A 25608-nucleotide genomic window follows, 5' to 3' on the forward strand; every position below is an offset into this window, starting at 1 on the left:
GGTAAATAAGGAAAGAATTCATGACGGTCGAAATCGAACGCCGCTTTTTGCTGGCGGATGACAGTTGGCGCGAAGCGGCAAGCGAGCCGCTGGTGTTGCAACAGGGCTATCTGAGCGTGGAAAAAGAGTGCACCATCCGCGTGCGGATTATCGGTTCGCAAGCCTGGCTGACCCTGAAAGGCTATATTTCCGACATGACGCGCAGCGAGTTTGAATACGAAATTCCGCTGGCTCACGCGCAGGCGATGATGGCGGACATGTGCCCGTTTAAAATGGAAAAATACCGCTATCGGGTCGAATTTAAAGGCTTTGTGTATGAAATCGACGAATATTTCGGCGACAATGCACCATTGATTGTGGCGGAAATCGAATTGCCGTCTGAAGATACCGAGTTTCCCAAACCGTCTTGGCTGGGCAAGGAAATCACGGCAGACGGTAAATTCACCAATGCGTATTTGAGCAAACATCCGTATTCGTCTTGGACGGAATAAGAGTGACAACCTCTCTGCACATACAAAAAAGGCATGTATCGCACATGCCTTTTTTCTTTTCAGACGGCCTGATTTGCCTTACCGATATTTGAATCAAGCTGCTTTCGACATAGTGTTCCAAATATCGGGCAAGCCCGTGTGCTTTATCCGTGTAACCTTACGCCGGACGACAGGTCACCATATAGTTAACCTCGGTCGAGTCGCACAAGGAATAACGGCCGCTCAACAAATTATAGGTCATGCCCTTGCTGCCGACGGTATCCAATCCGGCTTGGCGGCACATGCGCGCGAGTTCTGCCGGCGTGATGAATTTTTTCCAGTCGTGCGTGCCTTTGGGGACGAATTTCAACAGATATTCCGCGCCGACAATCAGATGCAGATAAGATTTGGGATTGCGGTTGATGGTAGAGAAAAACACCATGCCGTCGGGTTTGACCAGTTTCGCGCAGGCTTGAACGATGGCGGACGGATCGGGAACGTGTTCCATCATTTCCATACACGTTACCACGTCGAAGCTGTGCGGCTGCTCGGCGGCGAGGTCTTCGACGCGGATGCAGCGGTAATCAATATTGGCAACGTGTTGGCTGGCCGCATGGGCAGCGGCGGTTTGCAGGGATTTTTCCGCCATATCGATGCCGGTAACGTGTTCTGCGCCGCGTTTGGCCATGCTTTCCGACAAAATACCGCCGCCGCAACCTACATCCAGCACGCGTTTGCCTGCCAATCCGGCATAGCCGTCGATATAGTCGAGGCGCAAGGGATTGATGTCATGCAGGGGCTTGAATTCGCCGTTTTTATCCCACCATTTGTCGGCGATTTGGCTGAACTTGGCGATTTCGCCGGCATCTACGTTGTCGTGTTGATTGCTCATGGTTTGCTCCTGCATAAAATCATTCTCCTGATTTTAGCCGATTGTGCTTCAAAATAAAATGTTTCAGACGGCCTTTGCCTGTTTATCGGCCCTATTTCAACTTTCATCCGTCTGCCCATAAAAAACGCACCTTGTAGCAAGGTGCGTTTCAATCTGCATGATTTAGAATTTAGCGCCGGATTCGTTGGCCATGTAATCAACTGCGGCTTTCACTTCGTCGTCGCTTAAGCTGCCGTTGCCGCCTTTGGCAGGCATGGCTTGGAAGCCTTCGAGGGCGTGTTTGTGCAAGGTGTCTTTGCCTTGTTTAATGCGAGGCGCCCAGTCTTCTTTTTTGCCTACGGCCGGAGCGCCGGGAATCAAGCCGCTGTGGCATGCTTTACAGTTCGCTTCAAAAACAGCTTTGCCGTCCACTTTGGCGGATTCGGCAGGCTTGGCGTCAGCGGCAGGCGCTTCGGTTTTCTCTTCAGGCTTGGCAGCTTCTTCAGGTTTAGCGGCTTCCTCTGCTTTGCTGGCAGCGGCTTCGACTTTATCGGCAGCTTCTTGAGCGGCAGACGCAACAGCATCGGCAGCAGAAGCAACTTCGTTTTTAACATCAGATGCAACGGCTTGAGCAGCCTCTTGAGTCTCCTGTTTAGCCTCTTGGGAACAAGCTGTCAAACCAGCCATCATCATTACGGCAATCAGTAATTTGTTCATGTTCTGTCTTTCCTTAGTTTTAGTTTAAATCACTGTTTTATATAAACAGCTTAAAAATTCTAGCATATAAACTAATCCGTTCGACCTACACTATAATAAATATTGGCATAAATCAGATTTTGTCACAAAAACAGGAAAAACATATTGACACCACACCTCTACTCAGATAGAAATTTACGCCCATTTGTCATTTAGCGTAATAATTTTCATTTTATTGTTCAAACAGTTATCCTCTTAATTTTGTAAAGTTTCTTTTTAAATTCAACTTTTTACAAGATTTCCATATAATACCATGAGCATTAAACCGACTCTTGTCCTAAAAAAGGCCGTCTGAACCCCAATCAGATTTCAGACGGCCTTTTTGAATCATGTTAATAAACATTTGCTGCTTGGCCATGCCAAAAGACACCAGCAGGCTTACCTATTTATGTGGTTATTCATATCCCGACTACAATTTAATCCATTGCCGCCATTAGTCTTTTATCATTGTTTCAGCTTCAGCCCACAATCCCCGCTTCTGCTCTACCGTCAATTTCTTAATCCCGATTTCCCGTTTTAGCGCTTCACTCTTGTTCAGGCCGTCTGAAACGATGCGCATCTCGACAGGCTTGTTCAAACGCGTGTATTTCGCACCTTTTCCTGACAAGTGCGCCGTAAACCGCTCTTGCGGATGGTTGCTGATGCCGCAATAAAACGCGCCGTTTTCGCACAAAATCAGGTAAACGCTCCAATTTTCCGCGTTCATAAATCCCCTTCCTTGGCAAAACTCTCGGTAAAAATGCGCACGGCAACCTCGGTTTTGGCAGACTGCACACGATAAGGCGTTACCAAATAAAGGCTGACCGGCGGCAATGTCCATTCAGGCAAAACCGCTTTCAGACGGCCTTGTGCAATTTTCTCCCTCACTTCGCCGCCCACCTGCAAAGACAAACCAAATCCGCTTTCGGTCAGGTTACACACGGCGGCAAGATGCGTACAGGCAATGCTGTCGGCGATGTCGAGGAAATAGCTTTCTTCACCATTTTGCAAGGTCGTGCGGACAGGTAAAAGATGCAGCCAGCGGTGTGCATGAAGCTGAGAGGGATGGGTAATGGGCGGATGCCGGTCAAGATAATCCGGCGCGGCGCAAATGATGTACGGCCAAGTCACGAGATGGTGCGCGACCAGATTGGGATCGTCCAAAGCACGGTCGCCGCCGCGTATGGCGATGTCGGTCTGATTGTGTTGCAGGTCGTCCAAGGTATCGCTGAAATTAAGGATAGGACGGATTTTAGGGAACTCGGTTTGCAAGCGCGAAAAGGCCGTCTGAAAAGCGCGGGATTCGATGACCGTAGACGTCAGGGAAATCCGCAATTCGCCGACGGGCTCGGTTTTCAGATTGTCGATAACGGTACGCGTATCGGCAAGCGTGGCGGCGAGGCGGCGGCAGTATTCGCCCAAGGCGCGGCCGGCATCGGTCGGCGCAAGACTGCGCGTACTGCGGTTTAACAGCTTGATGCCGTGCAGGGTTTCGAGGCGGTTGATGTGCTGACTGACCGCCGACGGCGTCATGCCCAGCGCGGCAGCGGCGGCGTTCATGCTGCCGTGTTCGAGGACAGCGGCGAAAACGAGCAGGGGTTTGATGTCTTGCATTTCGACTGATTATGTAGTTCAACTTCACAATCATAACAGCAAAACAGGGATTATCAAGCGTTTCAGACGGCCTTACAATGCACTCATCTAATCAATCACATCCCCACAAGGAGTCAAACATGAAAATCGCAGTTATCGGTGCAACAGGTTATGTCGGCAACGCAGTCGTTCAAGAATTGGCAGGCCGCGGTCATGAAGTGACCGCTTTCGCCCGCAATACGGACAAAGTATTCCAAGCGCAAAATGTTGCCGCAGTCTCCGCAGATGTCAACGCAGCAGATTTTGCCGACAAACTGGCCGGTTTTGATGCCGTGGTCAGCGCGTTCAACCCGGGCTGGACCAATCCGAACATCGGCGCGGATTTCACACGCGGCGCAAACAGCATCGTCGAAGCGGCAAAAGCAGCGCAAGTGCCTTATTTGTTGGTCGTCGGCGGCGCGGGCAGCCTGTATGTGGCACCCGGTTTGCAAGTTATCGATACGCCTGACTTCCCAAAAGAAATTTTCGACGGTGCCAATGCCGCACGCCATCTCTTGGCAGAACTCCTGCCGCGCCGCGACGTGAACTGGTCTTTCGTTTCCCCTCCTGCACGACTGGGTGCGACCGGCGGTTTCAGCGAAGACAAAACCGGCAAATACCGTTTGGGCAAAGACGATTTGCTGATGGAGGGTGAAATTCCGGCAGGCATCAGCGTGGCCGATTTGGCAGTCGCCATCGCCGACGATGTGGAAAACAAAGCGCATTTGTTTGAGCGCTTTACCGTCGCCGTTTAATCGTCTTAATTTAAAGGCCGTCTGAAACCCAAAGTTTCAGACGGCCTTTTGCTATAATAGGCACATTAAATTTATATATACGCGAGTTCTCATGTCCGCAACCCAACCCACCATCGCCGCCATCGCCACCGCACCCGGACGCGGCGGCGTCGGCGTGATCCGTCTTTCCGGCAAAAACCTGCTGCCTTTGGCGCAAACCCTCAGCGGCGGCAAAACACCCAAACCGCGCACCGCGCTTTACACCGACTTTCTCGGCGACGACGGGCAGCCGATAGACAACGGCATCCTGCTCTATTTCGCCGCCCCCGCCAGCTTCACCGGCGAAGACGTGATTGAATTGCAGGGACACGGCGGCCCCGTCGTGATGGACATGCTGCTTTCACGCTGCCTCGAACTGGGCGCACGCATGGCGGAGCCGGGCGAATTTACCAAACGCGCCTTCCTCAACAACAAACTCGACCTTGCCCAAGCCGAAAGCGTCGCCGACCTCATCGACGCCTCCAGCAAGTCCGCCGCACGCATGGCGTTGCGTTCACTCAAAGGCGCGTTCTCCCAACACATACACGAGCTGGTGGACGACCTTATTACTTTGCGGATGCTGGTTGAAGCCACGCTGGACTTTCCCGAAGAAGACATCGACTTTCTCGAAGCCGCCGACGCGCGCGGCAAGCTCCAAGCCCTGCAAGGCCGTCTGAAAACCGTCCTCGCCAGCGCGGAACAAGGCGCAATTTTGCGCGAAGGCATGAACGTTGTCCTCGTCGGCGCGCCCAACGTCGGCAAATCCAGTCTGCTCAACGCCTTGGCTGGCGACGACATCGCCATCGTAACCGACATCGCAGGCACCACTCGCGACACCGTGCGCGAACAAATCACCCTCGACGGCGTGCCTGTCCACATTATCGACACCGCAGGCCTGCGCGAAACCGACGACGTGGTCGAACAAATCGGTATCGAGCGCAGCCGCAAAGCCGTCTCCGAAGCCGATGTCGCCCTGATCCTGATTGACCCGCGCGAAGGCGTGAACGCCAAAACCCAAGCCATTTTGAACAGCCTGCCCGAAGGTTTGAAAAAAATCGAAATCCACAACAAAGCCGACCTGACCGGCGAGCCCGTCGCCGTCCGTTCAGACGGCCTTGCGCAAACCGGCGCAGAAAGCGTTATCAGCCTATCCGCCAAAACCGGCGTCGGCCTCGATTTGCTCCAACACGCGCTGTTGCAGGAAGTCGGCTGGCAGGGCGAAAGTGAAAGTCTGTTCCTCGCCCGCAGCCGCCACCTCAATGCCCTGCACGAAGCCGAAACCGAGCTGGAAAATGCCGCCCTCTGCAACAACAATCAAATCGAGCTTTTCGCCGAACACCTGCGCCTCGCCCAAAACGCGTGCAGCGAAATCACTGGTGAATTTACCGCAGACGATTTGCTGGGCGTGATTTTCTCGCGCTTCTGTATCGGCAAATAAAACGGTTTGCCGTCAAAGACAAAGGCCGTCTGAATGTTCAGACGGCCTTTTTTATCACCAAAACAAGCTTAATTTCACTTGCATTTATTTATTGGCAGCTTCTGCCATATTTTTTGCAATATTGGTTGCGCCAACTGTCAAACCGGACATGCCGATCAAAGAAGCCGCAGCCAATTTGATTAATGTTTTCATTTTAACTCTTTTCTGTGTATTTAAGGGTGTGTTGTGTATTTTTTTATTTGTCGGCATCAGCCATGTTGTGGGCGATATTGGTTGCGCCGACGGTCAGGCCGGACATACCGATTAAAGAGGCGGCTGCCAGTTTGATTAAAGTTTTCATTGTTTGTCTCACTTTCTTGTCTGTCGGCCGAAAAACGGCCTAAGTTGCGTTTTCTGAAGTATTGTAATTAATTCGTTTATGATTGAATTATTTGTGTACTACCGTTTCGATATTGTAGGCGATGCCGAGGACGGAAGCCGGTATGCCGACATGCCAATTAAAGAAGCGGTGGCAAACGTTATTAAATATCCCATTTTAAGTAGTCCTTTTTCATAGATACAAAATGTTATTTAACAACATACACATTTTTTCGCCGACATCTTCGCTGCCGACAGGACGAATCATACCGTGTTAATCGTTAATTAATACAACTTTTCCGTAAATATAAAATACTAAAAACATACATAATAAAGCTTTTAGTTAATTTATATTTTGTTTTGAAAATGACACCGATGTCTTTCTCAATGACACCGATGTCTTAATTACATACACACTACAAACGTATCTTGTTGCGCCCATAAAATCCCTCCTTTTTTGTTGTAAAATCGCACTCTAAATTAAATATATTTTTAAATTCAAAATGTTACAAAATTATATTTTTTGCAAACCAAATATTCATTTAGTCAAAACCAATACCTTTGATAGCTTCTTTTAAAGAAAACATACGTTTCTAGCGCATATCCGACCATAAAATGCGCTGCAAATATATGATATAGTGAAACATTCTGCATATTGACTATTTCTAGCATGAACAACACCCTAATCCTGACCGGCGCGGCCGCATTTTTTATCGGCGCGCTGTTTGCTTGGCTGATAACACGCTACCAAGCCCAAAGCCGACACTTTATTGTTTTGCAAGAATTGGCCGAAAGTCGCCGCCTACATGAGTTTGCCGAACAGGTGCAGGCTCAAACTGCGGCGGACTTGGCGCAAAGCCGCCATACCGTGCAGGAATTGCAAGACGAATTGCAGGAGACAGGCAACCGCTTTGCCGCAGCCGAAAAACAGATTGCCTATCTGCAAGATTGCGAGGCCGAAGCCGAAGCTTTAAAACACGAATGTGCAAAATGGCAGCAAAGCGCGCAAAACCTGCAAATCAACAACGAACGCCTAAACACGCAGCTAGCTCAAGAACAGGCATTGAGTGCGGATAAAAATACGCTTTTACAGCAGCAGGAAACGGAAAAAGGCCGTCTGAAACAAGACTACGACACACTTTTGGAGCAAAACCATGCGCTGCAAGTCCAAAACGAACGCCTCTCCACACAACTGACGCAAGAAAAAGCCAATATTGACGACAAAAACAGCCTTTTACAGCAACAGGAAGCCGAAAAAGGCCGTCTGAAACAAGAATACACCGCCCTTTTAGAGCAAAACCACGCGCTTCAAGTCCAAAACGAGCGCCTCAACACCCAATCGGAAAAAGACCGTCAGGCTGCCGAAGAAAAATTGGCCCTGTTGGCAGATGCGCGTAAAAACCTGAGCGACCAGTTCCAAAACCTCGCCAACACTATTTTGGAAGAGAAAAGCCGCCGCTTTACCGAACAAAACCACGACCATCTTCAGCAACTGCTCAATCCGCTCAACGAACGCATCCACGGCTTCAGCGAGCTGGTTCAGCAGACTTATGAAAAAGAAGCCAAAGAGCGCCTGACCATCGAAAACGAACTCAAACGCCTGCAAACCCTCAATACCCAGCTCCACCACGATGCCAAAGCGCTGACCACTGCACTGACCGGCACGCAAAACAAAACCCAAGGCAACTGGGGCGAGATGATTTTGGAAAGCGTATTGGAAAATTCCGGCCTGCAAAAAGGTCGCGAATACATCGTTCAAGCTTCCAGCATCCGCCACGAAGCAGACGGCACCCAACGCCGCCTCCAGCCCGACGTCCTCATCAATCTGCCCGACAACAAACAAATCGTCATCGACTCCAAAGTATCGCTGACCGCCTACGTCCGCTATACGCAAAGCACCGGCGCAGAAGCAGAGCGCGAGCTTGCCAACCACGTCGCCAGCATCCGCGCCCACATCAAAAGCTTGGCAGCGAAGGATTACACCGACCTTGAGGGTGTCAAAACGTTGGACTTCGTCTTTATGTTCGTCCCTGTCGAACCGGCCTACCTCCTCGCCCTGCAACACGATCCAAACCTCTTCCAAGAGTGTTTCGACAAACGCATCATGCTGACCGGCCCCAGCACCCTGCTCGCCACCCTGCGCACCGTTGCCAACATCTGGCGCAATGAGCAACAAAACCAAAACGCACTGGCCATTGCCGAGGCAGGCAGCAAACTTTATGACAAATTTGTTGGCTTTGTCGAAAGCATGGACGGCATCAACAAAGCGCTTGGTCAGGCTCAATCTCAGTTTCAGACGGCCTATGGCCGCTTGGTTTCCGGCAGGGGCAACCTCATCAGCAGCACCGAAAAACTGCGCAAATTGGGCATCAAAGCCGGTAAGCAACTGCAACGCGATTTATTAGAAAAAGCCATGTCGGAAAACGAAGACCACGCCGCTTTACCGACCGCACAAGACCAAGAAAATGACTGATAAAACTTAAGACATTGCAAATAAAGGGAATTTAACAATGAGCAACATCACCATCGTCCTTGCCGCCGATACCGGTTATGCCGAGCAGGTTCATACACTGATGAAGTCCGTCTGCACACACAACACAAATGTCAATTTCTACCTCATGCACAATACCTTCAGACGGGAATGGATCGACTATACCAACCAAAAGCTCGCGGCCAGCGGCGGCCGTCTGAATGATGTCAAAATCGAGATGGACTTCAGCCAATATCGCCGCCTACCCCATATTTCGGATGCCGCATTTTTCCGTCTGATGATGCAGCACCTTCCTGTCGACCGCGCCCTGTATCTCGACAGCGATATGGTGGTTACCCAATCCCTGCACGATTTGTTCAACCTCGATATGCACGGTTATCCCGTTGCGGCGGTACAAGACTCCTTTCTTGCCCGTACCGAATGGAATCACCCGACCGGCCTGCACACTACGCCCTATTTCAATTCCGGTATGTTGTTGGTCGACCTGGCGCAATGGCGGGAACAGAATATCGCGGCGCAACTGCTGCAAACTGCTGCCACCATTGACAAATCCGTTCCCTACGGCGACCAATGCTTTCTAAACACCGTATTTCAAAAAAATTGGCTGCAATTGGAAGAATCTTGGAATTTTCAAACAGGCGCAGTCCAATATTTCCAAAAACGAAATCTCGGCGAAATATTCCCCAAACCTGACACCGTCCCGCCCGTTATCCACTACACCACACGCGCCAAACCGTGGTTGTGCGATTACGGCAAGATTCCTTTTGAAGAAATCTATTGGCAATACTATTGCGCCGACTGGCCGGAAGCGTAGTCCCAGAAAGGGAATACCCTTCCCTTGCCTCAATTGACCTTAAAACAACCCATCATCAAAAACAAAAGGCCGTCTGAAATCGTTTCAGACGGCCTTTAAGCCATAAAAAAACAGGCAGAACATTCTGCCTGTTTTTTTGTTCAAAACTAACCATAGAGTGAGCATACCACCTTCAATCAGCGTTATCGTTATCCGATTAGATACCGCGCAACAATTCATTCACGCTGGTTTTCGCACGGGTTTGCACGTCCACGCGTTTGACGATAACTGCGCAGTAGAGGCTGTGGCTGCCGTCTTTGGAAGGCATGCTGCCGGATACGACAACCGAACCAGCCGGTACGCGGCCTTGATAGATTTCGCCGGTAGTACGGTCAAAGATTTTTGTGGATTGACCGATGAATACGCCCATAGAAATCACGCTGCCTTCTTCGACAATCACGCCCTCAACGATTTCAGAACGCGCACCAATAAAGCAGTTGTCTTCAATAATGGTAGGGCTGGCTTGCAGAGGCTCGAGGACTCCGCCGATACCGACACCGCCGCTCAAGTGCACGTTTTTACCGATTTGCGCGCAAGAACCGACAGTCGCCCAAGTATCGACCATCGCACCTTCGTCAACGTATGCGCCGATATTGACATAAGAAGGCATCAACACGACATTTTTCGCCACAAAGCTGCCACGGCGGGCAACCGCACCCGGAACTGCGCGGAAGCCTGCGCTGCGGAATTCGTCTTCAGACCAATCGGCAAATTTAGTCGGCACTTTGTCGAAGTATTTGTTCACACCGTCGTTGAGGATTTCATTGTCCTGAATGCGGAAAGACAGCAATACGGCTTTTTTCGCCCATTCGTTGACTTTCCATTCGCCCACACCCAAACGCTCGGCAACGCGCAGTTTGCCGGAGTCGAGTTGGCGGATGGTTTCCAAAACCGCTTCACGCACTTCGGGGGTAACGGTATGCGGATTGATTTCGGCACGGTTTTCAAAAGCCGTTTCAATGATGTTTTGCAAAGACATGTTGATTCCTTCAAGAGATCAGGGCCGTCTGAAACCTATTCAGGCCGCCCTATTACAAATATTTAACTCGTTATTTTGCCATGTAAAAGCGATTTCGTCAGCTATTAACATGATTAGCGCCGAGCGTTACACGGCCGGATTTTGGTTAAGCCAAGATTTTCAGACGGCCTGTTCAAGAGAGTTGAATCGTATTTATTTTCCAACCGGTTTCCCAATCACAATATGCAGACTGTCGATTCTGCCGACACACCGTGCCGATAAATCAATCTTCGCCGCCAATCTTTTGCAGAAGATTTTCAGCCACCACGCCGCATTCGATATTCCGCTTTAACGGTTTCGCGTTCAAATCTTTCAAGGCCGTCTGAAAGTCGGCGAAATCCATCAACTGCGAACCGAAACGGCGCATATGTTCCGTATCCTGCTGACAGTCTATCAGCGCAACGCCCAAATCCGCCAAAAACGGTACGGCGCAGGCAAACGCAATCTTTGACGCATCGGGACGCAAAGCAAACATCGATTCGCCATAAAACACGCAGCCGATTTGCACGCCGTAAAACCCGCCTGCCAACTGCATTTCGCCTTGCTCATCCGGCAGCCAGCATTCAAACGAATGCGCATGCCCCTGATGGTGTAGCTTCAAATAGGCCGTCTGAAACGCAGGTTCTATCCACGTTCCGTCCTGTTCTGGACGCGGCACATTGGCGCAATGGGCAATTACTTTTTCAAAACAGCGGTTGACCGTTACCCGATACGGCTTGTGGCGCAAAGTTTTGGCGAGCGAACGGCCTATATGCAGGCTTTCCGGCACAATCACGGCTCGCGGCGCAACCGCATACCAGAAAAACCAACCATCGCGGCTAAACCACGGAAAAATCCCCTGCCCATACGCCGACAACAGCCGCCCCGTATCCAAATCGCCGCTGACGCCGACCAAGCCGTCGCATTCTGCCAAAGCGTAAGACGGGTCGGGGAAACGATAATCCCGTGGCGCAAGAAAAGGAATCTTCATCGTAAAGCCCATAAAGTTTCAGACGGCCTCAGGCTGAAAATGCCCAAGGCCGTCTGAAAAATCAACATACAAACTGCTTAACGTTTGGTTTTGGTTTGGCATTCGCCGCATACGCCATACATATACAGCGCGTGATCGACGATGCGGTAGCCGTTTTCTTCGGCGATTTTGTCCTGCAGCGCTTCGATTTCCGGATTGTGGAATTCGGTTACTTCGCCGCATTTCACGCAGACGATGTGGTCGTGGTGATCGCCTTTGTCCAATTCGTAAACCGCTTTGCCGGTTTCAAAATGGTGGCGTTGCAAAATGCCGGCCTGTTCAAACTGGGTCAGCACACGGTAAATCGTCGCCACGCCGATTTCCACACCCTCTTCCAACAGGATACGGTACACATCTTCCGCACTCAAATGCTCCTCGGCATGAGTCTCGAACAAGTCCAAAATTTTCAAACGTGGACCAGTAACTTTCAAACCGCTGTCTTTCAATTGCGCAATGTTGCTGAATTTTTCCATAATATTCAATATCCCTGTAAGGTAATAACCGTTATAATACGCACTTTCCGCCCGTTTGCCCACTATTGGGCCGTTAAAGGGCGGCAATCTGCCGCCGGTCTTGCAATTGAAAATCGGCGAAAAGAAAAATTAAGAAGATGATTATCGTTTGCTTTTTGAAAATATTCAAGCGATGATAAACATCTTTCCCGAAATGACACAGAAAGGTAAGCCCGTGAATAAAGCCTTATGCCTTGCCATCGCCGCTATTTTAGGTCTGGCCTCATGCAGTGCCGAGCGCGTATCCAACTTTCCATCCTACAAACTCAAAATCATTCAAGGTAACGAGCTCAATCCCCGCGCCGTTGTTTCCCTGCGCCAAGGTATGACCCGCGACCAAGTCCAACTGCTGCTCGGTACGCCGCTCCTGCGCGACGCCTTCCATGCCGACCGCTGGGATTACACTTTCAACACCAGCCGCAACGGCATCATCAAAGAACAAAGCAACCTGACCCTGTACTTTGAAAACGACGTCCTCGCACGCGCCGAAGGCGATGCCATTCAAAAATCCATCGAAGCGGTTCAAGCCGGACAAAACGTCGTTCCGACCACCGAAACCAAGCCGCAATAAGGAAGCCTCATGAGCGCATTGAAAATCGCCATTGCCGGCGTCAACGGTCGCATGGGCCGCGTCTTGGTTGAAGCAGTCAACAACCATCCCGATGCCGTCCTCTCCGGCGCACTCGAACATTCCGGTTCGGAAGTATTGGGTTTGGATGCAGGCTTCGCCTCCGGCCTCAAAACCGGCGTTACTATTTCAGACGACGTGGATGCCGTACTGGATCAAAGCGATGTCCTCATCGACTTTACCCGTCCCGAGCCAACCCTGAAACACCTGCAAAAATGCGTGGAAAAAGGCGTCAACATCATCATCGGCACGACCGGTTTTGACGACGCAGGCAAAGCCGCCATCCAAGCCGCAGGCGAAAAAACAGGCGTTGTCTTCGCAGCCAACTTCAGCGTCGGCGTCAACCTGACCTTCCACATCCTCGACACCGTCGCCCGCGTGTTAAACGAAGGCTACGACATCGAAATCATCGAAGGCCACCACCGCCACAAAGTCGATGCCCCAAGCGGCACCGCGTTGCGCATGGGTGAAGTCATTGCAAACGCCCTCGGCCGCGACCTCAAAGAATGCGCCGTTTACTGCCGCGAAGGCCACACTGGCCCGCGCGATCCGTCCACCATCGGTTTTGCCACCATCCGCGCAGGCGACATCGTCGGCGACCACACCGCCCTCTTCGCCACTGACGGCGAGCGCGTGGAAATCACCCACAAAGCCAGCAGCCGCATGACCTTTGCCGCCGGTGCCGTACGCGCCGCAGTTTGGGCAAACGGCAAAAAAGGCCTGTACGATATGCAAGACGTACTGGGTTTGAAAAACCAATAAACCTGCATCATCAGGTTTCATACCTTACAAGGCCGTCTGAAAGCACAACGTCGATTTTCAGACGGCCTTATTAACAAAGAAAGCCCCACCATGTCCTATCAACAAATCACCATCAACGTCAACGATGCCGTCGCCGAACGCCTTGCCGACGCGCTGATGGAACACGGCGCATTGTCCGCCGCCATTGAAGATGCCTACGCCGGTACAGAAAACGAGCAGGCCATTTTCGGCGAGCCGGGCATGCCGACCGAGCAAATCTGGCAACAAAGCAAAGTCATCGCCCTTTTCGGCGAAAGCGACGATGCCGCTTCCATTATCGAAGTCGCCGCGCAGGAATGCGGTTTGAACGATTTGAAATACACCGGCGAAATCCTTGAAGATCAAGACTGGGTGCGTCTGACCCAAGCGCAATTCGACCCGATTCAAATTTCCGACCGCCTGTGGATTACCCCGTCTTGGCACGAAGCGCCCAACGGCAACGCCGTCAACCTGCAACTCGACCCGGGCCTTGCCTTCGGCACCGGCAGCCATCCGACCACCCGCCTCTGCCTCAAATGGCTGGACACGCAGCTCAAAGGCGGCGAAAGCGTGTTGGACTACGGCTGCGGCTCAGGCATTTTGGCCATTGCCGCCCTCAAACTCGGCGCAGGCTCCGCCATCGGTGTAGATATTGACGAACAAGCCATCCGCGCCAGCAAAGACAATGCCGCGCAAAACAACGTCGATGCGCAGTTCTACCTGCCGGACGGCCTACCGCAAGGCCAATTTGATGTCGTTGTCGCCAACATTCTGGCCAACCCGTTGCGTATGCTCGGCGAAATGCTTGCCGCGCGTACCAAACAAGGCGGCCGCATTGTCTTGTCCGGTCTTTTGGACGAACAAGTCGAAGAACTCAGCGGCATTTACAGCCAATGGTTCGACATCGAGCCTGCCGAAATCGAAGAAGGCTGGGCGCGATTGAGCGGCGTCAAACGCTAAACCTGTTTTCCGATACAAAGGCCGTCTGAAATTTAATCTTTCAGACGGCCTTTTTGCACTTAAAACGCTGAATATTCCAGCAAAATCAGGTATAATTGCCTATTATTTTGACCTTTCGGAACACATCCGCCGCGCCCGTTTGACATTTCATTGCGCGCACGGAAAAATTCCTTGAAATTCAGCAAGAAAAGACCATGACTGACCAAAAACACGAAGAATACGGCGCCGACAGCATACAAGTGCTGGAAGGCTTGGAAGCGGTACGCAAACGCCCCGGTATGTATATCGGCGACACGCAGGACGGCAGCGGCCTGCACCACATGGTGTTCGAGGTGCTCGACAACGCCATTGACGAAGCGCTCGCCGGACATTGCGACAAAATCACCGTAACCATCCATGCCGACAATTCCGTCAGCGTGGCCGACAACGGCCGCGGCATGCCGACCGGCATCCACCCGAAAGAAGGCCGCTCCGCCGCCGAAGTCATCATGACCGTCCTGCACGCAGGCGGCAAATTCGACAACAACAGCTACAAAATCTCCGGCGGTCTGCATGGCGTGGGCGTATCCGTCGTCAACGCGCTGTCCGACTGGGTAACGCTGACTATTTACCGCGACGGCAAAGAACACTTTGTCCGCTTCGTGCGCGGCGAAACCGAAGAGCCGTTGCGAGTAGTCGGTGATTCCGACAAAAAAGGCACGACCGTGCGTTTCCTCGCCAGCGCAGAAACCTTCGGCAACGTCGAATACAGCTTCGACATCCTCGCCAAACGCATCCGCGAACTTTCCTTCCTGAACAACGGCGTGGACATCGAATTGATTGACGAACGCGACGGCAAACACGAAAGCTTCGCCCTCTCCGGCGGCGTGGCTGGCTTCGTGCAATACATGAACCGCAAAAAAACGCCGTTGCACGAAAAAATCTTCTACGCGTTCGGCGAAAAAGACGGCATGAGCGTCGAATGCGCGATGCAATGGAACGACAGCTACCAAGAAAGCGTGCAATGTTTTACCAACAACATTCCGCAACGCGACGGCGGCACCCACTTGACTGCACTGCGCCAAGTGATGACCCGCACCATCAACAACTATATCGAAGCCAACGAAGTAGCCAAAAAAGCCAAAGTCGAAACTGCCGGCGACGATATGCGTGAAGGCCTGACCTGCGTTTTGTCCGTCAAACTGCCCGATCCGAAATTCTCATCGCAAACCAAAGACAAACTGGTTTCCAGCGAAATCGGCCCCGTCGTCAACGAAGTCATCAACCAAGCCTTGACCGACTTCCTTGAAGAAAACCCGACCGAAGCCAAAATCATCACCAGCAAAATCGTCGATGCCGCGCGCGCACGCGAAGCCGCCCGCAAAGCACGCGAAATTACCCGCCGCAAAGGCGTGATGGACGGCTTGGGCCTGCCGGGTAAACTTGCCGACTGCCAAGAAAAAGACCCTGCCCTGTCCGAACTCTACCTCGTCGAGGGCGACTCCGCAGGCGGCTCCGCCATGCAGGGCCGCGACCGCAAATTCCAAGCGATTTTGCCGCTCAAAGGTAAGATTTTGAACGTCGAAAAAGCACGTTTTGAAAAAATGCTGGCCAGCCAAGAAGTCGCCACGCTGATTACCGCTTTGGGCGCAGGCATCGGCAAAGAAGAATTCAATGCCGAAAAACTGCGCTACCACCGCATCATCATCATGACCGATGCCGACGTAGACGGCGCGCACATCCGCACCCTGCTCCTGACCTTCTTCTACCGCCAAATGCCCGAGCTGGTCGAACGCGGCTACATCTACATTGCCCAACCGCCTTTGTACAAAGCCAAATACGGCAAACAAGAGCGCTATCTCAAAGACGAATTGGAAAAAGACCAATGGCTGCTCGGTTTGGCCTTGGAAAAAGCCAAAATCGTTTCAGACGGCCGTACCATCGAAGGCGAAGAACTTGCCAACACCGCCAAACAATTCCTGTTGGCCAAAACCGTCATCGAGCAAGAAAGCCGCATCATTGACGAACTCGTCCTGCATGCCATGCTGCACGCTTCGCCGGTCGACCTCAGCACAGCAGAAAGCGCAGACCGCGCCGTTGCCGAATTGAGCGGCCTCTTGGACGAAAAAGAAGTTGCACTCGAACGCATCGAAGGCCACGAAGGACACCAGTTCATCAAAATCACACGCAAGCTGCACGGCAATGTGATGGTGAGCTACCTTGAGCCTAAGTTCCTCAACAGCAAAGCCTACCAAACCCTTACCCAAACCGCCGCCGCACTCAAAGGCATGGTCGGCAAAGGGGCGAAGCTCTACAAAGGCGACAACGAATACGACATCGACAGCTTTGAAGCCGCTTTGGACATTTTGATGAGCGTTGCCCAAAAAGGCATGTCCATCCAACGATACAAAGGCTTGGGCGAGATGAACCCGGAACAACTTTGGGAAACCACGATGGATCCTACCGTCCGTCGCCTTCTGAAAGTGCGCATCGAAGACGCCATCGCCGCCGACGAAGTGTTCGTTACCCTGATGGGCGACGAAGTCGAACCGCGCCGTGCCTTCATCGAAAACAACGCCCTGCTGGCACAAAACATCGACGCCTAAGCATGGAAAGATAAAAGGCCGTCTGAAAAACGATTTTCAGACGACCTTTTTGTTTTTTTATTTTATTCACAATATTCTTTTTATAATCCAAAGTCCGATAACTTTTTGTGTTTACTTTCAAGTAAATCATGAATAAATTGTGGTTCTATTTCTAATAATGATTTTACAGTATCATGGATTTCCCAATACCGTTTACTTGGATAGTCAATAATATGCTGTAGATATTCTTTAACGAGCGGCACATACTCCATAAACTGCATTTTCGTAACCAGCCAAAACAACTCACTGATAGAAAAATCTGCCGATGATGCTTTACGAATAATTCTAACCACAGGAGGAAAGATTTTCTGACGTGCATCATCACCTTTTTGCTGACTCTGATCTGCTTTAGATGCCCAGTAACTGATAAAAGCAGACAAGATATGCCGATCTGTATCATCATAACCATGTAAACGATGATCAATCATTCCCTCTGTCTCCCCTTTCTCAAACATCAAAACCAAAGTATCAAAGCCTTCATCAATACCCCAGTGAGCAAGCAGGCGTGCTGAATCAAATTGCAATACCTCATTTTCATTGGATAGCAATTCAATTAATCCATCTATCCTCTCTTGCGGCACATCCTCCAAGTCAAGCTCTTCTGGAATCGTCGTATAGTCCACATTTTCAGGTACGCTATACAGCAAAAAATCTATTTTTTTCTCATCCATTAATTTGACCCTTAGGCAACTTACTTAAGCCGCGTATTCTAGTAGAGCGTTCCAACTGATTCGGAGTCGGGACAACCCAAATAACCAGTTTGAAACGCTCCAATCCGCTTCAAATTTATTCCGCTTTCCCCAAAATCATCGCATCGCCATAGCTGAAAAAGCGGTATTCCTGTTCCACCGCATGACGGTAAACGCTGCGGATATGCTCCATGCCCGAAAACGCGCTGACAAGCATCAGCAAGGTTGATTTGGGCAGGTGGAAGTTGGTAATCAATCGGTCGGCAACATTGAAGCGGTAGCCCGGCGTAATGAAAATATCGGTATCGCCGCGACCGGTTTTCAGACGGCCTGTTTCGCGTGCGGCGGATTCCAAGGCGCGCATGGAGGTTGTGCCCACTGCCCACACTTTATTGCCGCGCGCTTTGGCGGCTTCAACGGCGGCAACGGTCTCGGCCGGTACATCAAACCACTCGCTGTGCATTTTGTGTTCTTCAATTTTATCGACGCGCACAGGTTGGAATGTGCCGGCACCGACGTGCAGGGTCACTTCCGCGGTTTCTACGCCTTTGGCTTTCAGACGGCCCAACAATTCATCGGTAAAGTGCAAACCTGCCGTCGGCGCGGCCACTGCGCCTTGATATTTGGCGTACACGGTCTGATAGCGGCTGTCGTCTTCATCATCGGCCGCGCGTTCGATATAAGGCGGCAAGGGCAGATGGCCGTTTTGCTCTAAAAGTTCGTAAACGGTTTGCTCGCCTTCAAATTTCAGGCAAAACAATTCTTCCGCACGCTCCATCATGACGGCACAGATATCGCCTTCAAAAATCAATTCTGTACCCGGTTTCGGCGATTTGGACGAGCGGATATGCGCCAATGCGGTATGCGCGTCCAATACCCGTTCAATCAGGGCTTCGATTTTGCCACCGCTGGCTTTTTGGCCGAATAGGCGCGCCTTCATCACTTTGGTATTGTTAAACACCAGCACATCGCCCGGTGCGACATAATCGGGTAAATCGCCGAAATATTGGTCTTCAATCGGCAATGTAGGCAAGGCAACCAGAAGCCTGCTGCTGCCGCGCACTTCCGGAGGATGCTGGGCAATCAGTTTTTCGGGCAATTCAAAATCAAAATCGGAAATATCCATTGTCGCGCATACTTTAAAAAAACAGGCGCCATTATACGCGCAAAGTTGGTTTTCAGACGGCATGTTTTGTCGAAAAACCAATAAATTAGAATAAACGCTCTTGAAAAAATCACCTTTTAACGAAAATCAGCGTTCCTTTCTTTTTTCGCCGAAAAACGCCTTTTTTCTATCTTTTACTGGACATTTACCGACAAGTTCGGGAAAATAACCAGATTCATTTCTCAGGCTCCGCCCTGTTCCGACATTATTTAAACGCCGGATGGCAAACCTGCCTTCCAACGTCTCAGGAAATCATCTAAAACCACAGCGGCGCATACCCAATATGCACTTTATGCCGCGCTAAAAAGGAAAAGCAATGGATTTGCGTAAATTAAAAAAACTGATTGATTTGGTCGAAGAATCAGGCATTGCAGAAATTGAAGTTACCGAAGGCGAAGAAAAAGTCCGCATTACGCGTACCACTGCCGCCGCAGCTCCTATTTATGCTGCTCCGGCACCTGCCGCAGCCGCTCCGGTTGCCGCCCCTGCTGCTCCGGCAGCCGCTCCAGCAGCCGCCCCTGCCGCTCGCGATTTGTCCAACGCGCAAAAATCGCCTATGGTCGGTACTTTCTATCGCGCTCCCGGCCCTAACGCCGCTGCTTTCGTCGAAGTCGGCCAACAAGTCAAAGCCGGCGATACTTTGTGCATCATCGAAGCCATGAAGCTGATGAACGAAATCGAAGCCGAGAAATCCGGTGTCGTTAAAGAAATTCTGGTTGAAAACGGTACTCCGGTCGAATACGGCGAGCCGCTCTTCATCATTGAATAATCCGTTTTTTCAGACGGCCTTTATCTTTAAGGCCGTCTGAAATTCCTTTTTCTGTTCATTAAGGACAAACCATGCGTCTGATTTTGGCTATTTTCTTGCCATGGCTTCAGTTTTTCACCATCGGCCGTCCATTTGCAGGCATCATCTGTCTGATTCTGCAATGTACGCTGGTTGGCTGGATACCGGCAGCCATGTGGTCGGTTTACGCCTTGAGCCAATACAAAACCGACCAAAAAATCCGCAACGCATTAGGCGGCCGCCAATAGGCCGTCTGAACCATCCGGAAAGATTATCATGCTGAAAAAAGTATTGATCGCCAACCGGGGCGAAATCGCCCTGCGCGTCCTGCGTGCCTGCCGTGAAATGGGCATCGCCACCGTCGCCGTCCATTCCGAAGCCGACAAAGACAGCCTTCACGTCAAACTCGCCGACGAATCCGTGTGCATCGGCCCTGCCACATCCGCACAAAGCTACCTCAACATTCCCGCCCTCATTGCTGCTGCCGAAGTCACCGAAGCCGACGGTATCCACCCCGGCTACGGCTTCCTCGCCGAAAACGCCAATTTTGCCGAGCAAGTCGAACAATCCGGCTTTGTCTTCATCGGCCCTAAAGCCGACACCATCCGTCTGATGGGCGACAAAGTATCCGCCAAACACGCCATGATTGAAGCCGGCGTGCCTTGCGTTCCCGGCTCTGAAGGCGCATTGCCAGACGACGGCGACGAAATCCTCAAAATTGCCGATAAAGTCGGTTATCCCGTCATTATCAAAGCCTCCGGCGGCGGCGGCGGTCGCGGTATGCGCGTCGTCGAGAAAAAAGAAGACCTCCTCCAGTCTGTTGAAATGACCAAAGCCGAAGCAGGCGCGGCATTCGGCAACCCGATGGTTTACATGGAGCGCTACTTACAGCGTCCGCGCCACGTTGAAATCCAAGTGATTGCCGACGAACACGGCAACGCCATCTACCTCGCCGAGCGCGACTGCTCCATGCAGCGCCGCCACCAAAAAGTCATCGAAGAAGCACCGGCTCCGTTCATCACTGAAGAAGAACGCGCCAAAATTGGCAAAGCCTGTGCCGACGCTTGCAAACGCATCGGCTATCGTGGCGCAGGTACGTTTGAATTCCTGTACGAAGACGGCGAATTCTTCTTTATCGAGATGAACACACGCGTTCAGGTTGAGCATCCGGTTACCGAGCTCATCACCGGCGTGGACATCGTCCAAGAGCAATTACGCATCGCATCCGGCCTGCCTTTGCAATACAAACAGGAAGACATTCAAGTCGAAGGCCACGCGTTTGAGTGCCGTATCAACGCCGAAGACCCGTACAACTTCATTCCAAGTCCGGGCCTGATTGAAAGCTGCCACCTGCCCGGCGGCTTCGGCATCCGCGTCGACAGCCATATCTACCAAGGCTACCGCATCCCTCCTTACTACGACAGCCTGATCGGCAAAATCTGCGTCGTCGGTAAAGACCGCGACCAAGCCATGGCAAAAATGCGCGTAGCCCTTGCCGAGCTGGCGATTACCGGCATCAAAACCAACACGCCGCTGCATCGCGACTTGTTCAGTGATCCAGGCTTCCAAAAAGGTGGCGTCAGCATCCACTACTTGGAACATTGGTTGGAAGAACGCAAAGCCAAACTGGATAAATAATCCTTTGTTTTGACTAAAAATAAGGCCGTCTGAAACATAAAATAAAGTTTCAGACGGCCTTTTTTCACAATTAAATTATTTATTAAAACTAATGATATTTAATAATTGATTTGTTATATCTATTCTAAATCGGTTTCATAGTTCCAATAGTTAAAACCTTTCTGTATAGTTGTTTTAATAGTTAACAGCAAAAGGAAATAAAATGTCGATACAAGAAATTTATGAGAATCAAGAAACCGGCTACGAATATGCCTTCCGGCAAATCGTTTTATAAACCACTGACCATTTTGCAAAGGAAATCATCATGACTACCTCCAAATGCCCAGTTACCCACCTGACCATGAACAACGGCGCACCTGTTGCCGACAATCAAAACAGCCTGACCGCAGGCGCGCGCGGCCCGTTGCTGGCGCAGGATTTGTGGCTGAATGAAAAACTCGCCGACTTCGTGCGCGAAGTCATCCCCGAACGCCGTATGCACGCCAAAGGTTCGGGCGCGTTCGGTACGTTCACCGTGACACACGACATCACGAAATACACCCGCGCCAAAATCTTCAGCGAAGTCGGCAAAAAAACCGAGATGTTCGCCCGTTTCACCACCGTGGCAGGCGAGCGCGGCGCAGCCGATGCGGAACGCGACATCCGCGGCTTTGCGTTGAAGTTTTATACCGAAGAAGGCAACTGGGATATGGTTGGGAACAACACGCCTGTGTTCTTCCTGCGCGACCCGCGCAAATTCCCCGACTTGAACAAGGCGGTCAAACGCGACCCGCGCACCAATATGCGCTCCGCCACGAACAACTGGGACTTCTGGACGCTGCTGCCCGAAGCCCTGCACCAAGTCACCATCGTCATGAGCGACCGCGGCATCCCCGCCAGCTACCGCCATATGCACGGCTTCGGTTCGCATACATACAGCTTCTGGAACGAAGCGGGCGAGCGTTTTTGGGTGAAATTCCATTTCCGCAGCCGGCAAGGCATTAAAAACCTGACCAACGAAGAAGCCGCAAAAATCATCGCCGACGACCGCGAAAGCCACCAGCGCGACCTGTACGAAGCCATCGAGCGCGGCGAGTTTCCGAAATGGACGATGTACATCCAAGTCATGCCTGAAGCCGATGCGGAAAAAGTGCCGTATCATCCTTTCGACCTGACCAAAGTTTGGCCGAAAAAAGACTATCCGCTGATTGAAGTGGGCGAATTCGAGTTGAACCGCAATCCCGAAAACTTCTTCGCCGATGTGGAACAATCCGCCTTCGCCCCGAGCAATCTTGTGCCCGGCATCGGCGCCAGCCCCGACAAAATGCTGCAAGCCCGTTTGTTCAATTACGCCGACGCGCAACGCTACCGTCTGGGGGTGAACTTCCGCCAAATCCCCGTCAACCGCCCGCGTTGCCCCGTCCACAGCAACCAGCGCGACGGGCAAGGCCGCGCCGACGGCAACTACGGCAGCCTGCCGCACTACGAACCCAACAGCTTCGGCCAATGGCAGCAACAGCCCGACTTCGCCGAACCGCCTCTGAAAATCAACGGCGACGCGGCGCACTGGGACTACCGCCAAGACGATGACGACTATTTCAGCCAACCGCGCGCCTTGTTCAAGCTGATGAACGACGCGCAGAAACAGGCTTTGTTCGACAATACCGCCGCAGCCATGGGCGACGCGCCCGACTTCATCAAATACCGCCACATCCGCAACTGCTACTGTTGCGATCCGGCATACGGCGAAGGCGTAGCCAAAGCCCTTGGACTGACTGTCGAAAATGCCCAAGCGGCACGAGCCAATGACCCGGCTTTAGGTCAACCTGGTTTACTGTAAGGAGGCATTATGTGGATAGAAATTGAAGAAATCTTGTTTCAAGCTGTCCGATACAGCCGTTCGGATAAAAAGTAACGGTTTAGATCATTAATCAGGCCGTCTGAAATGCAAAATAAAGTTTCAGACGGCCTTTTTTATGATGAAGTTTATTTGATTGCTTCTGATTCAATGGACTGGCTGCCCTTATTTCTCCGTAAATCATGGCATACCCCTCACCATCTCACGCTTCTTTCTGGCAAATAAAAAACCGCACGGCTGCTTGCCGTGCGGTTTTGCTTTTTGTCTGAAGGTTTCAGACGGCCTTACATCATGCCGCCCATACCACCCATGCCGCCCATGTCAGGCATAGCAGGTTTTTCTTCAGGGATTTCAGCGATCATGCAGTCTGTGGTCAGCATCAGGCCGGCGATAGATGCGGCGTGTTGCAACGCAGAACGGGTTACTTTGGCTGGGTCGAGTACGCCCATTTCGATCATGTCGCCGTATTCGCCGGAGCCTGCGTTGTAACCGTAGTTGCCTTTGCCTTCCAGCACTTTGTTCACGACCACGCTAGGTTCGCCGCCTGCGTTGGCAACGATTTGACGCAGAGGAGACTCAACGGCGCGCAAGACGATTTGTACGCCTGCGTCTTGGTCGGCATTGCCGGTGTGCAGGTTTTCCAAAGCGGCACGTGCGCGCAACAGGGCTACGCCGCCGCCTGCAACCACGCCTTCTTCAACGGCTGCGCGGGTAGCGTGCAGCGCGTCTTCCACGCGATCTTTTTTCTCTTTCATTTCCACTTCGGTAGCGGCACCGACTTTGATCACTGCCACACCGCCGGCCAATTTAGCCACGCGCTCTTGCAGTTTTTCTTTGTCGTATTCGCTGGTTGCGGTTTCAATTTGTTGGCGGATTTCAGCAACACGCGCTTCGATTTGGGCTGCGTCGCCGAAGCCGTCGATGATGGTGGTGTTTTCTTTACCGATTTCGATGCGTTTGGCTTGACCCAAGTCGTCCAAAGTCGCTTTTTCCAGAGACAGGCCGACTTCTTCGGAAATTACCACGCCGCCGGTCAGGATAGCGATGTCTTGCAACATGGCTTTGCGGCGGTCGCCGAAGCCAGGGGCTTTAACGGCAACGGTTTTCAGAATACCGCGGATGTTGTTCACCACCAAAGTCGCCAAGGCTTCGCCTTCTACGTCTTCAGCGATAATCAAGAGCGGACGGCTGGCTTTGGCCACTTGTTCCAAAACAGGCAACAAATCGCGAATGTTGCTGATTTTTTTGTCGAACAACAATACAAACGGATTGTCCAAAGCAGCGATTTGTTTTTCAGCGTCGTTAATGAAGTAAGGGGACAGATAGCCGCGGTCGAACTGCATACCTTCAACCACGTCCAGCTCGTTTTCCAAAGATTTGCCGTCTTCAACGGTAATCACGCCTTCTTTGCCGACTTTTTCCATCGCTTCGGCGATAATCGCGCCGACTTGTTCGTCAGAGTTGGCGGAAATAGAGCCGACTTGGGCAATTTCTTTAGAAGTATCGCAAGGTTTGGCGATGTTTTTCAGCTCGTCAACCAAAGCGGCAACGGCTTTATCGATACCGCGTTTCAGGTCGGTCGGGTTCATGCCGGCGGTCACGTATTTCATGCCTTCGGCAACGATGGATTGCGCCAATACGGTTGCAGTAGTGGTACCGTCGCCTGCTACGTCGTTGGTTTTAGACGCCACTTCTTTCACCATTTGCGCGCCCATGTTTTCGAATTTGTCTTTCAATTCGATTTCTTTTGCAACAGACACACCGTCTTTAGTGATGTGCGGGCCGCCGAAAGCGCGGTCAAGTACCACGTTGCGGCCTTTAGGGCCCAAAGTTACGCGTACGGCGTTTGCCAATACATTGACGCCGTTTACCATTTTTTGGCGAACTTCATTGCCGAATTGTACGTCTTTTGCTGCCATTTAAATTCTCCAAATCAATATTAAAAATCTGTTCGAGGCCGTCTGAAAACTTCATGTTTGATTCAGACGGCCTTTGGTTCTGAAACTTAATTCAATAATTATTCAACGATACCGAAGATGTCTTCTTCACGCATTACCAACAGCTCTTCGCCGTCGGCTTTTACAGTTTGGCCGCTGTATTTGCCGAAGATCACTTTGTCGCCGACTTTGACATCCAGCGGACGGCGCTCACCGTCTTTACCGATTTTGCCCGCACCCACGGCGATTACTTCGCCCATGTCGGGTTTTTCAGCAGCCGCACCCGGCAAAACGATGCCGGAGGCGGTTTTTTCTTCAGCTTCTAAGCGTTTGACGACTACGCGGTCGTGTAAAGGGCGGATGGTCATGTCTTAATGCTCCGATAAATAAATAGATTGAAAACA

24 protein-coding genes are annotated in these 25608 nt (G+C 51.5%); 13 read left to right on the forward strand and 11 right to left on the reverse strand.

What is annotated here, in order from left to right:
- Positions 1-20 precede the first annotated feature (20 nt).
- A complete protein-coding gene (locus tag ACTHSW_RS04685; RefSeq protein WP_070460513.1) occupies positions 21-491 on the forward strand; it encodes a CYTH domain-containing protein in 471 nt (156 codons plus the stop codon).
- Between the two features lie 157 nt (positions 492-648).
- Here ACTHSW_RS04685 and ubiG read toward each other — a convergent pair whose 3' ends face one another.
- From ubiG to ACTHSW_RS04705, 4 genes are all read right to left on the reverse strand, one after another.
- Positions 649-1362: a bifunctional 2-polyprenyl-6-hydroxyphenol methylase/3-demethylubiquinol 3-O-methyltransferase UbiG gene (gene ubiG, locus ACTHSW_RS04690; protein WP_199900385.1), complete on the reverse strand. Its 714-nt coding sequence runs from the start codon at positions 1360-1362 to the stop codon at positions 649-651.
- A gap of 162 nt (positions 1363-1524) precedes the next feature.
- Positions 1525-2058 carry a c-type cytochrome gene (locus tag ACTHSW_RS04695; RefSeq protein ID WP_070460517.1) on the reverse strand — a complete coding sequence of 178 codons (534 nt, stop codon included), beginning with the start codon at positions 2056-2058 and terminating at the stop codon, positions 1525-1527.
- Positions 2059-2530: 472 nt separating this feature from the next.
- Positions 2531-2803 (reverse strand): GIY-YIG nuclease family protein, encoded by a 273-nt coding sequence (locus ACTHSW_RS04700; RefSeq protein ID WP_070460519.1) that lies wholly within the window; start codon positions 2801-2803, stop codon positions 2531-2533.
- A complete protein-coding gene (locus ACTHSW_RS04705; protein ID WP_070460521.1) occupies positions 2800-3690 on the reverse strand; it encodes a LysR family transcriptional regulator in 891 nt (296 codons plus the stop codon). Before ACTHSW_RS04705 ends, ACTHSW_RS04700 begins: the two co-directional genes overlap by 4 nt.
- Before the next feature lie 119 nt (positions 3691-3809).
- On the opposite strand from ACTHSW_RS04705, the gene ACTHSW_RS04710 reads away from it, so the two are divergent.
- The 4 genes from ACTHSW_RS04710 (at position 3810) to ACTHSW_RS04725 (ending at position 9581) form a co-directional block, all read left to right on the forward strand.
- Positions 3810-4463 (forward strand): NAD(P)-dependent oxidoreductase, encoded by a 654-nt coding sequence (locus tag ACTHSW_RS04710; RefSeq protein WP_070460524.1) that lies wholly within the window; start codon positions 3810-3812, stop codon positions 4461-4463.
- 91 nt (positions 4464-4554) lie between these two features.
- Positions 4555-5919, forward strand: coding sequence for a tRNA uridine-5-carboxymethylaminomethyl(34) synthesis GTPase MnmE (mnmE, locus tag ACTHSW_RS04715; RefSeq protein ID WP_107810922.1), 1365 nt, complete (start codon positions 4555-4557; stop codon positions 5917-5919).
- Between the two features lie 1027 nt (positions 5920-6946).
- On the forward strand, positions 6947-8749 hold the full coding sequence (rmuC, locus tag ACTHSW_RS04720; RefSeq protein ID WP_440373772.1) for a DNA recombination protein RmuC: 1803 nt from the start codon (positions 6947-6949) through the stop codon (positions 8747-8749).
- A gap of 37 nt (positions 8750-8786) precedes the next feature.
- The gene (locus ACTHSW_RS04725; RefSeq protein ID WP_107810426.1) at positions 8787-9581 is read left to right on the forward strand and encodes a glycosyltransferase family 8 protein; all 795 of its coding nucleotides are present in this window, start codon (positions 8787-8789) and stop codon (positions 9579-9581) included.
- A gap of 196 nt (positions 9582-9777) precedes the next feature.
- Here ACTHSW_RS04725 and dapD read toward each other — a convergent pair whose 3' ends face one another.
- The 3 genes from dapD to fur all read right to left on the reverse strand — a co-directional run bounded on the left by dapD (position 9778) and on the right by fur (position 12183).
- The gene (gene dapD / locus ACTHSW_RS04730) at positions 9778-10599 is read right to left on the reverse strand and encodes a 2,3,4,5-tetrahydropyridine-2,6-dicarboxylate N-succinyltransferase (RefSeq protein ID WP_107792234.1); all 822 of its coding nucleotides are present in this window, start codon (positions 10597-10599) and stop codon (positions 9778-9780) included.
- 262 nt (positions 10600-10861) lie between these two features.
- Positions 10862-11608 carry a leucyl/phenylalanyl-tRNA--protein transferase gene (gene aat, locus ACTHSW_RS04735; RefSeq protein ID WP_440373773.1) on the reverse strand — a complete coding sequence of 249 codons (747 nt, stop codon included), beginning with the start codon at positions 11606-11608 and terminating at the stop codon, positions 10862-10864.
- A 77-nt stretch (positions 11609-11685) separates the two neighbouring features.
- Entirely contained in the window at positions 11686-12183 is a 498-nt protein-coding gene (gene fur, locus ACTHSW_RS04740; protein ID WP_003682812.1) for a ferric iron uptake transcriptional regulator, read from the reverse strand.
- Positions 12184-12334: 151 nt separating this feature from the next.
- Here fur and ACTHSW_RS04745 point away from each other — a divergent pair, with 151 nt between their 5' ends.
- The 4 genes from ACTHSW_RS04745 (at position 12335) to gyrB (ending at position 17112) form a co-directional block, all read left to right on the forward strand.
- Complete coding sequence (locus tag ACTHSW_RS04745) at positions 12335-12730, forward strand: outer membrane protein assembly factor BamE (RefSeq protein WP_003682810.1); 396 nt, start codon at positions 12335-12337, stop codon at positions 12728-12730.
- Between the two features lie 9 nt (positions 12731-12739).
- Entirely contained in the window at positions 12740-13549 is an 810-nt protein-coding gene (gene dapB / locus ACTHSW_RS04750; protein ID WP_070460532.1) for a 4-hydroxy-tetrahydrodipicolinate reductase, read from the forward strand.
- Between the two features lie 90 nt (positions 13550-13639).
- Entirely contained in the window at positions 13640-14527 is an 888-nt protein-coding gene (gene prmA, locus ACTHSW_RS04755) for a 50S ribosomal protein L11 methyltransferase (RefSeq protein WP_101756185.1), read from the forward strand.
- Between the two features lie 194 nt (positions 14528-14721).
- Positions 14722-17112, forward strand: a complete 2391-nt coding sequence (gyrB, locus tag ACTHSW_RS04760; protein WP_101756186.1) for a DNA topoisomerase (ATP-hydrolyzing) subunit B — start codon at positions 14722-14724, stop codon at positions 17110-17112.
- 80 nt (positions 17113-17192) lie between these two features.
- Here the strand turns inward: gyrB and ACTHSW_RS04765 are convergent, their stop codons facing one another.
- Entirely contained in the window at positions 17193-17822 is a 630-nt protein-coding gene (locus ACTHSW_RS04765; protein WP_101756187.1) for a hypothetical protein, read from the reverse strand.
- Positions 17823-17937: 115 nt separating this feature from the next.
- Positions 17938-18966 (reverse strand): tRNA preQ1(34) S-adenosylmethionine ribosyltransferase-isomerase QueA, encoded by a 1029-nt coding sequence (queA, locus tag ACTHSW_RS04770; RefSeq protein ID WP_101756188.1) that lies wholly within the window; start codon positions 18964-18966, stop codon positions 17938-17940.
- A 355-nt stretch (positions 18967-19321) separates the two neighbouring features.
- Between queA and accB the strand changes: the two genes are divergently transcribed.
- From accB to katA, 4 genes are all read left to right on the forward strand, one after another.
- Positions 19322-19774 (forward strand): acetyl-CoA carboxylase biotin carboxyl carrier protein, encoded by a 453-nt coding sequence (gene accB, locus ACTHSW_RS04775; RefSeq protein WP_101756189.1) that lies wholly within the window; start codon positions 19322-19324, stop codon positions 19772-19774.
- Positions 19775-19845: 71 nt separating this feature from the next.
- On the forward strand, positions 19846-20040 hold the full coding sequence (locus ACTHSW_RS04780) for a YqaE/Pmp3 family membrane protein (protein ID WP_039862547.1): 195 nt from the start codon (positions 19846-19848) through the stop codon (positions 20038-20040).
- A gap of 28 nt (positions 20041-20068) precedes the next feature.
- On the forward strand, positions 20069-21430 hold the full coding sequence (gene accC / locus ACTHSW_RS04785; protein ID WP_440373774.1) for an acetyl-CoA carboxylase biotin carboxylase subunit: 1362 nt from the start codon (positions 20069-20071) through the stop codon (positions 21428-21430).
- Positions 21431-21734: 304 nt separating this feature from the next.
- Complete coding sequence (gene katA / locus ACTHSW_RS04790) at positions 21735-23249, forward strand: catalase KatA (protein ID WP_070607277.1); 1515 nt, start codon at positions 21735-21737, stop codon at positions 23247-23249.
- A gap of 302 nt (positions 23250-23551) precedes the next feature.
- Here katA and groL read toward each other — a convergent pair whose 3' ends face one another.
- On the reverse strand, positions 23552-25186 hold the full coding sequence (gene groL, locus ACTHSW_RS04795; RefSeq protein ID WP_049322649.1) for a chaperonin GroEL: 1635 nt from the start codon (positions 25184-25186) through the stop codon (positions 23552-23554).
- A gap of 98 nt (positions 25187-25284) precedes the next feature.
- Complete coding sequence (gene groES / locus ACTHSW_RS04800) at positions 25285-25572, reverse strand: co-chaperone GroES (RefSeq protein WP_003684150.1); 288 nt, start codon at positions 25570-25572, stop codon at positions 25285-25287.
- Between the last annotated feature and the right edge of the window lie 36 nt (positions 25573-25608).

This window comes from Neisseria sp. P0008.S004 (assembly GCF_051962755.1).
Taxonomy (GTDB): Bacteria; Pseudomonadota; Gammaproteobacteria; order Burkholderiales; family Neisseriaceae; genus Neisseria; species Neisseria subflava_A.